The sequence below is a fragment of the Achromobacter sp. GQ309 genome (genome assembly GCF_059759315.1).
The window spans coordinates 54,168-66,522 of the sequence record NZ_JCAXDP010000003.1 but is presented as its reverse complement, the minus strand read 5'-3'; the positions used below and the strand labels follow the sequence as shown (position 1 = coordinate 66,522).

Below are 12,355 nucleotides of genomic sequence, written 5' to 3'. Positions count from 1 at the left end.
CGCTTTCCCTTTTTCGCTGCGTCACATCACGCCTACGCGGCCCCGCCCGCTCGCGCGCCCGCACGTATAGAATCCCCGCATCTGCCGCGCATTGCGCGGCTCCACCATTGCCAGGCCTCTCACCATGATCGGAAGAATCACCGGAACCCTGATCGAAAAACTGCCCCCCACGATCTGCGTGGACGTGGGCGGAATCGGGTATGACATCGACGTGCCCATGAGCACGCTGTATTCGCTGCCCGACACCGGCGCGCGCGTCACGCTCTACACGCACCTGACCGTGCGCGAAGACGCGCACATCCTGTATGGCTTTGCCTCGGCCGGCGAACGCAGCGCGTTCCGCGAGCTCATCAAGGTCAGCGGGATCGGGGCGCGAACCGCGCTGTCGGTGCTGTCGGGTTTGTCGGTCGCGGATCTGGCGCAGGCCATCACGCTGCAGGAGTCGGGCCGCCTGACCCGCGTGCCGGGCATCGGCAAGAAGACCGCGGAACGCCTGCTGCTGGAGATGCGCGGCAAGCTGGGCGCGGACATTGGCGCCGCGGCGCACGTCACGCACGACAACCAGTCCGACATCCTGAATGCCCTGCTGGCGCTGGGCTACTCCGAGAAGGAATCGCTGTCGGCCCTGAAGACGCTGCCCGAGGGCGTGGGCGTGTCCGACGGCATCAAGCAGGCGCTGAAGGCGCTGGTGCGCTGAGTAATCGCGCTAGGCCGTCTTGCCGTGCTGCAGGTAGCGCGGCGCCACGGCTTCCAGCCCCGTGGGCACCACATGCAGCTCGGGGGCGATCGGCCCGCCGCAGACGTTGTCGCGGCGCAGGGAATCCAGATTGTCGCGCGACATCAGCGGCGTGCCCGGCATGCATTCGAACAGCCGGGCCTGCATGCGACCCACCCCCATCGGGATGCTGATGACGGGACGCGGATGGCCGCTCCAGGCGGCGCACAGCCGCGCGATCTCGCCCAGCGTGTAGACCTGCGGTCCACCCAGTTCGTAGGTCTTGCCGCAGGTATGCGAGTCGGCCAGCGCCGTCGTCATGGCGGTCACCACGTCGCCCACATAGATGGGCTGCATGCGCGCGTTGGCGCCAGCCAGCGGCAATACCGGCAGCCAGCGCGCCAGCGACGCGAACATATTGGTGAAGTTGTCGTCGGGGCCGAAAAGCACCGACGGGCGGAAGATGGTCCAGCCGATATCGCCGCGGTCTTGGTAGGCCGCCTTGATGGCGGCCTCGCCGTCGCCCTTGGAACGCTGGTACATGCTGTCGCCGCTGGAATCGGCGCCCAGCGCGCTGACGTGCAGCAGGCGACGCACGCCGTGGCGCACGCAGGCCTGCGCAATGCGCTGCGGCAGATGCACGTGGGCCCGCGCGAAGTCCGACCCATATGACCGGCCCAGATTGCCATGCAGGATGCCCACCAGATTCACGACGGCGTCGCAGCCCCGGACCATGCCGTCGAGCGCGGCGTCATCATGGATGTCCGCCTGAAGCAGCGTGACGGTGGGAAGTAATTGCAGGTCGCGTCCGCGTGCAATGAGCCGCGTGGGCACGACGATCTGATGCGGGTCCGCGCAAAGCCGTGCTACCAAGTGGCGGCCGATGAAGCCCGTGCCGCCAATGACAAGGATACGCATGGCGTAGCCTCCGGTTCGTCAGGATCGAGGTTCGATTCTGCCTTGCCAGGTCGGCAGGCGCAAGCGCGCGCAGGGCGCACGCCGCGCGCGCCGCTTGATGCGCGTCAGCCCGCCAGCAGCCGGGCGTAGGCCGGAAGGTCGACGTTGCCGCCGCTGATGATGACGCCAACCCGGGCCCCGCGCACCGGCACCACGTTCTGCATGACGGCCGCCGCGGCCAGGCAGCCCGTGGGTTCCACGACCATCTTCATGCGCTCGGCAAAGAACTTCATGGTCGTGACGAGCTGTTCATCCGTCACCGTGACGATGTCGCGCACGTACTTCTGGATGAGGGGGAACGTGATGTTGCCCAGGTGCGTGGTGGCGGCGCCATCGGCCAGCGTCTTGGGCGCGGGGATTCGGACAATTTCACCCTTGCGCAAGGACTGCTGCCCGTCGTTGCCGGCTTCGGGCTCGACGCCGTACACCAGGCAGCGCGGGCTGAGCGCGAAGGCGGACAGGGCCGAGCCCGACAGCAGGCCGCCGCCGCCCAGGCACACGAACAGGTAGTCCAGTTCGCCGACTTCCTCGAACAGCTCCTTGGCGGCGGTGCCCTGCCCCGCGATCACGTCCTCGTGGTCGTACGGCGGGATCAGCGTAGCGCCGGTTTCGGCCTGGATGCGGCGGGCGATGGTCTCGCGGTCTTCGGTGTAGCGGTCGTACGTGACGATCTTGCCGCCGTAGCCTTCCGTGGCCGCGCGCTTGGCCGCGGGCGCGTCCAGCGGCATGATGATCGTGGCCTGAACGCCTTGCAGCTTCGAGGCCAGCGCGATGGCCTGCGCGTGATTGCCCGACGAGAACGTCACCACGCCGGCGGCACGCTGCTCGGGCGTGAGGCGCGCGATGGCGTTGTAGCCGCCCCGGAACTTGAACGCGCCCATGCGCTGGAAGTTCTCGCACTTGAAGAACAGCGACGCGCCGGCGATGGCATCGGCGGTGGCCGAGGTCAGGACGGGCGTGCGGTGTGCGTTGCCGGCCAGGCGCTCGCTGGCGCGCACGACGTCATCATAGGAGGGCAATTCGGGCTGCATGGAATAAGGTCCTTAGATCGCGAGGGGGAAACGAAACCCTCGGATCATAAACCCGTCGCGCGGTTTGCGCGCCGCCCGTTGGCATGACGGCGCGTGGCGCGGATCATTTGCCGAAGAGGTCGCCGCTGCCGCCGGTGGCGGTGCCCGCAGGCGGCGCCAGGCCAAGGTGGCGCCAGGTGGTCAGCGTGGCGGTGCGCCCGCGCGGCGTGCGTTGCAGGTAGCCGTGCTGGATGAGATACGGCTCGATGACGTCCTCGATCGTGTCGCGCTCTTCGCCGATGGCCGCGGCCAGGCTGTCCACGCCGACCGGGCCGCCATCAAACTTGTGGACGATGGCTTCGAGCAGCTTCCTGTCCATCAGGTCCAGCCCTTGCGGATCGACTTCCAGCATGGCAAGCGCACGGCCCGCGACCTCGGCGTCGATCGTGCCGCCCGCCTTGACCTCGGCGTAGTCGCGCACCCGGCGCAGCAGACGGTTGGCGATACGCGGCGTGCCGCGCGCGCGCCGCGCCACCTCGGCTGCGCCGTCCGGCGTGATGACGGCGTTCAACAAGCCCGCGCTGCGCGTCACGATGTGGCCGAGATCGGCAGCGTTGTAGAACTCGAGCCGCGAGACGATGCCGAAGCGGTCGCGCAGCGGATTGGTCAGCATGCCGGCGCGCGTGGTGGCGCCTACCAGCGTGAAGGGCTGCAGATCCAGCTTCACGCTGCGCGCGGCCGGGCCTTCGCCGATCAGGATGTCGATCTGGAAGTCTTCCAGCGCCGGGTAGAGGATTTCCTCGACGACGGGCGACAGGCGATGGATTTCGTCGATGAAGAGGACGTCGTTCTTTTCCAGGTTGGTCAGCAGCGCGGCCAGGTCGCCCGGGCGTTCGAGGACCGGGCCTGAGGTCTGGCGCAACTGCACGCCCATTTCGTGGGCGATGATGTGCGCGAGCGTGGTCTTGCCCAGGCCCGGCGGGCCGAAGAGCAGGACGTGATCCAGGGCCTCGCCGCGCTTTTTGGCCGCGGCGATGAAGATCTCGAGCTGTTCGCGGGCGCGCTGCTGCCCGACGTACTCCTGTAACGCCTTGGGCCGCAACGCGCGTTCGATCGACTCCTCGTTGGGCGACACCGGCTGCGGCGCCACGATGCGAGGGGCGTCGGGACGGGAGGAAAGCGAATCGGACTGGATGGCCATGGTGCGGGGTACGGGCAAAGGACGAAGCAGGATGAATCGTACCGTAGCCCGGCCCGCCCCGGGGCCGCCCCGAGGACACGTCAGTCAGGCGGCCTGCGATCAGGCGGCCTGCGGTCAGGCGGCCTGCGACAGCGGCAGACGCACGCGCACGCACAGGCCGCCGGAATCGGCCTCGCGCAGTTCGAGCGATCCGCCGTGCGCCCGCGCGATGGCCTCGGCCAGGGCCAGGCCCAGGCCCACGCTGCCCGTGCGGGTGCGCGCGTCGTCCAGCCGGCTGAACGGCCGCAAGGCCTCCAGGCGGCGTTCGGGTACGATGCCCGGGCCGTGGTCGGCCACGTCCAGCACCGCGTGCCCTTCTTCGCGGCGCAGCGCGATGTCCACCGGCGGCGCGCCGTGGTTCAGCGCGTTGCCGATCAGGTTGTCCAGCAGACGGCCCAACGCCACGGCGTCGGCCTGCACCACCGCCCCACTGGCATCCTGGGCAGTGTCCAGGCCGATGGCGGTGCCGGCGCCCTGCCAGGCGCCCACGCGCTCGGTCAGCCATTCGGCCAGCACGATGGGCGCATAGCGGTAGGCCGCCGGATCGGTGCCTCGCACGAAGCCGATGAACTGATCCACCATGTGCTGCATGTCGCGCAGGTCGGTGCGCAGGCCTTCCTTCAGCGTGGAATCGTCGGCCATTTCAACGCGCAGCCACATGCGCGACAGCGGCCCCTTCAAGTCATGCGGCAGGCCGGAAAGCAGGGTGCGCCGCACCGAGTCGGATTCGGACAACGCATCCAGCATGGCGTTGAAGCGTTCGCCCAGCACGCGGGTTTCATGTGGCCCCGAGGGTTCCACGCGCTGCGGCTGGCCGGCGGCCAACTGGTCCGCGGCATCGGCAAGGCGCGTGATCGGCCGCGTGATGTGCCACGAAAAGCCCACGGCCAGGAGCAGCAGGAGGCCCAGACCGCCCAGCCAGGCGGCGATGAAGGGCGTGGCCACGGGCGGGTCCAGCCGTTCCAGCGGAATGACCAGCCACTCGCGCAGCCGCGGTGCGTCTTCGGTGGCCGGGTTGGGCGCCAGCGAAATGAAGATTTCCGGCGTGGGGCCGCGCGACAACGCCACGCGCGTGCCGTCGTTCAGGCGTTCGTTGAGTTGCTGGACCAGCACGCGCAGATCGCGGCGGATGTCGTCGGGCTCGGGCTTGTAGCGGCGGTTGGACTCCTCGCGGTCGCGCGCCCCGTCGCCGGTGCGCTGCGCGTCGCCGCGCGCGTCGGCCTGGGCGGCGTGCGTGTCGCGCTCGTCGTCGCGGACTTCGGGCGGCGGGGGCGGCGGCGGCCCGTGAAATTGGGAATCCTGGGAGGACGGCGGCGGTGGAGGCGGCGGGCGCGGCGCGGCGCGCGGCGGTGGCGGACGGCGGCCATTGAAGCGCTGCAGCTTGGCTTCGGCGGGCAGCACACGCGACCACAACCGCCACTGGTTCTGCGACGCGGCCCGCACGAAATCGGCGCGGTCTTCGGCCGGCACCTGGGATACGGCGGCGCGCAGCGTGCGGATGGTGGTGACGATGTAGCCGATGGCCACGTCTTCCATGAACTTGTGCCGGAAGTAGGACACGGTCACCAACGTGGCGGCCTGCGTCAGCAGGACGGATCCCAGGATCAGCAGGATCAGCCGTGCCCGCAGCGAGCGGGGCACCAGAATGCTGGGGGAAAAGCGCATCAGGGCGAGAACCGGTAGCCGATGCCCCAGACGGTCTGAATCCAGCGCGGCTGCTTGGGATCGTCTTCGATGACGCGGCGCAGGCGCAGGATTGCGATGTCGATCGCGCGGTCGTTGCGTTCGCCGGCGTCGTCGTCGCGGGCCAGCGCCAGCAGGCGTTCGCGCGACAGCGGCTTGCCGGCGTTGCGCACCAGGGCTTCAAGCAGGTTGATCTCGCCGCCCGTCAGCTTGACGACGGTGCCGTCGCGGGACAGCTGACGCGTGGACGGATCGAACACGAATGGTCCGAACGAGACCGGCGCGTCCTTGGTGAGCGCGGACGGGCCGCGCTTGCGGCGCAGCACGGCCTCGATGCGGGCCAGCAGTTCGCGGGGGTCGAAGGGCTTGCCGACGTAGTCGTCGGCGCCGGCCTCCAGGCCGATGATGCGGTCCACGGCTTCGTCGCGCGCGGTCAGCAGGATGACGGGAATGTCCTCGCCCTGCTCGCGCAGGCGGCGGCAGGCATCGGCGCCGTCGCCGCCGGGCAGCATGCGGTCGAGCACCAGCAGATCGGGCGCGTAACGGGTAATGCGCGAGGAAAGGTCGGTCGCGTCCGGGGCAAGCAAAGTGTCGTAGCCATGCCGGTTCAGGTAGTCGGCCAGCAATTGGCGCAGCGCCGGATCGTCGTCGACGACCAGCAGCTTGGTGTGGGAATTGTCCATGGGCGTCATAGTGCGGCGCGTCGCCGTCGCTCGCAAGGGGCGGGAAATCATCTGAAATATACCCGTTGCACGATGTACGGATGATGTGTCGGGCTTTTTGCAACGGGGGTCCCCTCGCCCCCGAACTGGCCCTAGAATGTCGCTTCGCCTGCCGCCCTTCGTGGACTTTCCTAAAGATCGTTTACAGATGCCCGGCAGGGTGCTCCCTACACTGTCCCCATGGCCGCCACAGCTAACCCCTGGCGCAGAGGGCTGTTGCACGCGGCGCTGACGGCGGGCCTGGCCTGGCCGCTGGCGCCCGCTTTTGGTGACGAGCCCGACGTGTCCCCTTTTACTTGGACGCCGCCCCCGGCGGGCGACGTCACGCGCGTGGCGCGCGGCATCGGCGTGCTCTCGCCGGTTCAATCGCTGCCGGTGCGCCCCGCCCCGTCGCTGGAAGATCGCGCCGTGCCGCTGGACCCGACGCCGTGCGACCTGCACGCGACGGAACCCGGCATGGACACCACGGTGCGCGATGGCGCTGACGACCCGGCCGAAGGCTTCATCCCCGGCACCGGCATGGGCCTGACGGGCAACGCGCCGACGGTCCCGCTGTCCTGCGATCCCCTGGCAACGCCGGCTTCCGCCGTCGACACCCCCCCGGACTACTCGTTTGCACTGGAAGACGGCGATCTCCCGAAAATACCCGTGGTGGTGATTTCCGGGGTTTCCCGCCCCTCGCGCCCCTGGTTCTCGTCCGTCGGCGGACTGGATGGCCTGCGCTATGGCGGCAGCCGCAACTGGGTCTACAACAACACCGTCGGCCCTTCCCTCACCGTGGGCAACGTCAATCCGAATGCGCCCGCGTGGGGCAGCGGCGCGCCGGTGGGCGGGCTGCAGATCGCCAACTGGGGCGGCAGCGGCGCCACGTTGCCCGAGGGCAGCTTCGGCTACTCGTCATCGGTGGGCAAACTGAACCTGATGGACCCGGCCGCCAAGTCCGGGGCCGTGGACTACGGCGCGTCCGTCGGCAGCGGCAGCGTGCGCTACGGGCTGACGCCCGTGGTGACGGTCGAAGGCCAGATGCAGAGCGCCCCATCCCTGACCACCCGCGGCGTGGGCACCACATACAACGCCGGCGAATTCGGCACCTTCCGGGCCGGCGCCACGCAAAGCACCTTCGATGCGGCCAGCGGCTACCGCTACCGCTTCGGCTACAGCATCGACGTGGCCGACACGGTGACGCTGGGCTACACCAACGAGCAGATCGGTGCGGGCTACGGCGACCTGTCCACCTATTCCGACGGCGTCGCGTCCACGGCCCAGACGCGCAATACCGTGTCGGCGGGCGTCCCGTTGTCCGGCTGGGGCACGCTGAGCGGCACGTATTCCGGGCTGCGCGAAGGCTCCGTGCTGGCCGAGCAGCGCGTGGGCCTGTCCCACAGCATGTTCGTGGCTCCGAAGGTCAAGCTGGCCGTCGGCGCCGACCGCGACATCGTGACGGGCGACTACGGCTGGCGCGCCAACCTGAGCATGCCGGTCGACACCTTCATGCGCGGCACCTGGCTCAGCTGGTAAGTGCCGGATAGCGTGGCCAAAATCTCCCTCCGGAACGGGCGGCCGGGATTTGGGGCTTAAAATCGCTGCCATGATGCTTCCGGCCTACCCCCATGTCTGACGCGCGCGCCCTCGGCGTGTTGCAGCGCGTTTTCGGTTACGAATCCTTCCGCGGCGACCAGCAAGCCATTGTCGAACAGGTGATCGGCGGCGGCGACGCGCTCGTTCTCATGCCTACGGGCGGCGGCAAGTCGCTCTGCTACCAGATCCCCTCGTTGGTGCGCGAAGGCACCGGCATCGTCGTGTCGCCCCTGATCGCGCTGATGCAGGACCAGGTCGACGCGCTGACCGAACTGGGCGTGCGCGCGGCGTTCCTGAATTCCACGCAGGATTGGCGGGTGGCGCGCGAAGTTGAACAGGCTTTTCTGGATGGCGAGCTCGACCTGCTCTACGTCGCCCCCGAGCGCCTGCTGACCGACCGCTGCCTGCAATTGCTGGACCGCGGCCGCATCGCCCTGTTCGCCATCGACGAAGCACACTGCGTATCGCAATGGGGTCATGACTTCCGGCCCGAATACCTGGGCCTGTCCATGCTCCACGAGCGCTGGCCCGACGTGCCGCGCATCGCGCTCACGGCCACCGCCACCGCCGTCACCCGCACCGAGATCGCGCAGCGCCTGTCCCTGGATGAAGCGCGCCATTTCGTCTCCAGCTTCGACCGTCCCAACATCCGCTACCGCATCGTCGAAAAGAACGAGGTGCGCAAGCAGTTGCTGGACATGATCCGCACCGAGCACGAAGGCGAATCCGGCGTGGTGTACTGCCTGTCGCGCGCCCGAGTCGAAGAAACGGCCGAATTCCTGTGCAATCAGGGCATCGATGCGATGCCGTACCACGCGGGCCTCAGCCCCCAAATCCGGGCGGCCAACCAATCGCGCTTCCTGCGCGAGGACGGCGTGGTCATGGTGGCCACCATTGCGTTCGGCATGGGCATCGACAAGCCCGACGTGCGCTTCGTGGCGCACATCGACCTGCCCAAGTCCGTCGAAGGCTACTACCAGGAAACCGGCCGCGCCGGCCGCGACGGCCTGCCCGCCACGGCGTGGCTGGCCTATGGCCTGCAAGACGTGGTGCAGCAGCGCCGCATGATCGACGAATCGCCCGGCGACGAATCCTATCGCCGGCGCCTGGGCCAGCAGCTCGACGCCATGCTGGGCCTGTGCGAAACGGTGGAATGCCGGCGCGTGCGGCTGCTGGCTTACTTTGGGCAGCAGATCACCGCCTGCGGCAATTGCGACGTCTGTCTGGATCCGCCGCAGGCGTGGGACGGCACGGTGGCGGCGCAGAAGGTGCTGTCAGCCGTGTACCGGCTCTGGAAAGAACGCGGCCAGCGCTACGGCGCCGGCCACATTATCGACATCCTGCGCGGCAAGGTCACCGACCGCACCAAGCAGCATGGCCACGAGTCGCTCAGCGTGTTCGGCGTGGGCGCCGACCTCTCCGACACCGCGTGGCGTGGTGTGCTGCGCCAGTTGTTGGCGCAGGGCCTGCTGACCGTGGACAACGAAGGCTTCGGCACGCTGGCCCTGACCGAAGGCAGCCGCGCGGTGCTCAAGGGCGAGCACCAGCTCATGCTGCGGCGCGAATCCGAAAAGAAGCCGCGTTCCGGCAAGACGGGCAGCGGTCGGCCCAAGGCGGCGGCGATCGACCTGCCGGCCGAACTGCAGCCGGTGTTCGAGGCACTGCGCGCCTGGCGCGGCGAAGTCGCCAAGAGCCACGGCGTGCCCGCCTACGTGATCTTCCACGACGCCACGCTGCGCGAGATCGCGCTGGCGCAGCCCGAGTCCATGGACGAACTGAGCCACATCAACGGCGTGGGGGCCCGCAAGCTGGAAGCCTACGGCGAAGAAATCCTGCAGCGGGTGGCGCGGCCGGTGCTGTAGCGCCCGGACAGCACCAGAAGCCCGGGCGGAATGCCGGCCCGGCAATCCGCCCCGCCTTGAATCGCTTAGTACGACGGCGGCGGCAGCAGCGGCACGGGGCGGCGCTCCTTGCCGAAGACCGACCGGTACGCCAGGATGTTGAACACCAGCACCACCGGAATCCCCACGACGGCGCCCGCCATCACCAGCCGCATCGAGCCCAGCGCGCCCGCGCCGTCCCACAGCGTCATGTCGTCCAGGATCAGGTACGGGAACAGGCTGTACGCCAGCCCGCTCAGCATCAGCAGGAACAGCGCCACCGTCAGCACAAAAGGCAGCCAGCTGAAGCGGTCGGCGCGGCCCGGCAGCCGCGCCAGCAGCATTTCCGCGGCCACGAAGCCGGCCAGCATCAGCACCCACACCGACGCCGCAAGGCTCAGGTGGGCAATGTTGCTCCACTTGTAGAAGATGCCGGCGTTGGCCAGGCCCAGCGTGACCGCGATCGACACCATGCCCACGGCCGTCCAGCGGATGGCGTGGCGCGCCCAGTTGGCCGCGCGGCGCTGCAGGTCGCCCTCGACGCGCATGACCAGCCACGACGCGCCCAGCAGCACGTACGCGGCCACCGCACACAGGCCCACGAACATCGCAAACCAGCCATAACCCGCGTCGGACTGGTAGCCCGTGGCGATGCGGCCAAGCAGCGTGCCCTGGCCGAACGCGGTGATGACCGAGCCGATCCAGAATGCGAAGATCCAGCGCGGCTTCATTTCGTTGCGGGCGCGGATGCGGAATTCGAAGGCGACGCTGCGCAGCACCACGCCCAGCACCATGAACGTCAGCGGCCCATAAAGTTTGCCCAGCACGGCGCCCCAAGCGAACGGGAACGCCGCCGCAAACAGCCCCATGCCCAGCAGCAGCCAGAACTCGTTGGCGTCGCGCCACGGGCTGAGCAGGCTCATCATGCGGCCGCGCTCGTGTTCCGGCGCGATCTGCAGCAGGATGCCCACGCCGAGGTCGAAGCCGTCCAGGACCATGCCCGCGGCAATCACGACAAACAGCAGCGCCATGAAGGCGAGCGGCATCCAGAACGAAGGATCGTCGGGGCTCAGGCCTTGCGACGCAGCCAGCATGGCGATCATGGCGCACCTCCGCTCAGCTTGCGCACAGGCACGACGCCGTAGCGCGCCGCATGGAACAGCATGCCGGCGAACGCGGCCAGCAGCAGCGCGTACAGCAGTCCGTAGCCGGCCAGCCCGTACAGCACGGTGCTGGAGGGCACGGAACCCAGGACCTCGGACTGCGTAACGGTGCCGTTCACGATAAAAGGCTGCAGCCCGATGATGGAGACCCACCAGCCGGCCACCACGGCGATGCCGCCGGAGAACATCATGCCGCACAGGACCCGCTGCCACCAAGGCGGCAGGACCGACGGGTCCATGCCGCGCCGGAACGTCCACAGGAAGGTCACGCACGCCACGGCCAGCATCAGCAGTCCCAGGCCGACGGCCACGCGCAGCGACCAGAAGGTCAGCGCCACCGGCGGCAGCATGCCCGAATATTTGTCCAGGCCCTGGTAGGTGCCGTCCGCATTGCGATGCAGCCACATGCCGCCGGCGTTATTGATCGTGAGGTCGCCTTCGTTGACGTGCCCGCGCGCGTCGGGCCAGCCGAACAGCACCAGTTGCGGCACGGGGCCGCTTTCCCAGAAGCCCGCCGCGGCCGCGGCCTTGGCCGGTTGCAGCTTGGCCATCATCTGACCCGCGCCGGTCGCCACGGGCACCTGCAGGAACGCGGCCACCACGGCCATCACCAGCGCCGTCTTGAACGCGCTGCGCTCGCCCTCGCCCAGCGGCCGCCGCAATGCCTGCAGCGCGGTCACGCCCATCATGAGGAACGAGGCGGCCAGCGCCGCGCCGACCATCACCACGGCCATGCGCCAGCCGACCGAGGGATTGAGCACGACCTTGTGCCAGTCATAGACCTGGTAGCGGCCGTCGACCAGCAGCGCGCCGTCCGGCGTCTGCATCCACGATTGCAGGGCAAGCACCCAGAACACGGCGACGAGCTGCCCGGCCGCCACCATCAGGACGGCCAGCGTGTGCGCGCCATCGGACACGCGGCGCTGGCCGAACAGCATGACGCCCAGGAAACAGGACTTGAGGATGAAGACGGACAGGATGCCGTAACCCAGCAGCGGACCGGCCACGTTGCCGATCTTGTCCATCAGGCCCGCCCACAGGCTGCCGATCTGGATCAGGACGGGCACGCTGGCGGCCAGCGTCAACACGAAGGACAGCGCAAAGATGCGGACCCAGAAGCGGTAGGCCGCCGTCCAGCCACCGTGGCTGGACCACCGGGCCCGGATCTTGAAGAACAGCAGCACCCAGGCCAGCGCCAGAGAGACGGCTAGGAAAAGCGCCAGGAAGCTAAGGCTGGCCACAAACTGCGCCCGGGCCAGGGATAGGGTCGAGATATCCATAATGGCCCGTAGTGTAGAGCCAGTTACATGACTATGGGGGTCGATCGAAACCGGTTGAAGGCGTGGCAAAAATGGCCGCGCTGCGGAACGTGGCAAAATTGACGCTTTGTCGCTGCTTTTTCCTATT

General features: G+C 68.6%; 10 protein-coding genes. 3 read left to right on the top strand and 7 right to left on the bottom strand.

All coding sequences use genetic code 11. The annotated features are described in order from the left end of the window. The first annotated feature begins 124 nt into the window (after positions 1-124). Entirely contained in the window at positions 125-697 is a 573-nt protein-coding gene (gene ruvA, locus AC6CIE_RS09680; protein ID WP_175137187.1) for a Holliday junction branch migration protein RuvA, read from the top strand. Between the two features lie 9 nt (positions 698-706). On the opposite strand, the gene AC6CIE_RS09675 is transcribed toward ruvA, so the two are convergent. From AC6CIE_RS09675 to AC6CIE_RS09655, 5 genes are all read right to left on the bottom strand, one after another. Further along, a complete protein-coding gene (locus AC6CIE_RS09675; protein ID WP_498092160.1) occupies positions 707-1,633 on the bottom strand; it encodes a complex I NDUFA9 subunit family protein in 927 nt (308 codons plus the stop codon). Positions 1,634-1,737: 104 nt separating this feature from the next. Further along, a complete protein-coding gene (locus AC6CIE_RS09670; protein WP_175123200.1) occupies positions 1,738-2,703 on the bottom strand; it encodes a threo-3-hydroxy-L-aspartate ammonia-lyase in 966 nt (321 codons plus the stop codon). A 103-nt stretch (positions 2,704-2,806) separates the two neighbouring features. Beyond that, positions 2,807-3,883 carry a Holliday junction branch migration DNA helicase RuvB gene (ruvB, locus tag AC6CIE_RS09665; RefSeq protein ID WP_498092159.1) on the bottom strand — a complete coding sequence of 359 codons (1,077 nt, stop codon included), beginning with the start codon at positions 3,881-3,883 and terminating at the stop codon, positions 2,807-2,809. 114 nt (positions 3,884-3,997) lie between these two features. Then, the gene (locus AC6CIE_RS09660; RefSeq protein ID WP_498092158.1) at positions 3,998-5,587 is read right to left on the bottom strand and encodes a sensor histidine kinase; all 1,590 of its coding nucleotides are present in this window, start codon (positions 5,585-5,587) and stop codon (positions 3,998-4,000) included. After that, positions 5,587-6,288: a response regulator gene (locus AC6CIE_RS09655; protein WP_008158717.1), complete on the bottom strand. Its 702-nt coding sequence runs from the start codon at positions 6,286-6,288 to the stop codon at positions 5,587-5,589. Before AC6CIE_RS09655 ends, AC6CIE_RS09660 begins: the two co-directional genes overlap by 1 nt. A 219-nt stretch (positions 6,289-6,507) precedes the next feature. Between AC6CIE_RS09655 and AC6CIE_RS09650 the strand changes: the two genes are divergently transcribed. Together AC6CIE_RS09650 and recQ are read left to right on the top strand one after the other, a co-directional pair. Continuing rightward, the gene (locus AC6CIE_RS09650) at positions 6,508-7,845 is read left to right on the top strand and encodes a fimbria/pilus outer membrane usher protein (protein WP_414631973.1); all 1,338 of its coding nucleotides are present in this window, start codon (positions 6,508-6,510) and stop codon (positions 7,843-7,845) included. 92 nt (positions 7,846-7,937) lie between these two features. Beyond that, the gene (gene recQ / locus AC6CIE_RS09645) at positions 7,938-9,767 is read left to right on the top strand and encodes a DNA helicase RecQ (RefSeq protein WP_175123203.1); all 1,830 of its coding nucleotides are present in this window, start codon (positions 7,938-7,940) and stop codon (positions 9,765-9,767) included. A 65-nt stretch (positions 9,768-9,832) separates the two neighbouring features. On the opposite strand, the gene AC6CIE_RS09640 is transcribed toward recQ, so the two are convergent. Both AC6CIE_RS09640 and AC6CIE_RS09635 read right to left on the bottom strand, forming a co-directional pair. Continuing rightward, positions 9,833-10,888 (bottom strand): cytochrome d ubiquinol oxidase subunit II, encoded by a 1,056-nt coding sequence (locus AC6CIE_RS09640; RefSeq protein ID WP_175123204.1) that lies wholly within the window; start codon positions 10,886-10,888, stop codon positions 9,833-9,835. After that, positions 10,885-12,228, bottom strand: coding sequence for a cytochrome ubiquinol oxidase subunit I (locus tag AC6CIE_RS09635; protein WP_498092157.1), 1,344 nt, complete (start codon positions 12,226-12,228; stop codon positions 10,885-10,887). The genes AC6CIE_RS09640 and AC6CIE_RS09635 overlap by 4 nt, the downstream gene beginning before the upstream one ends. Positions 12,229-12,355 lie beyond the last annotated feature (127 nt).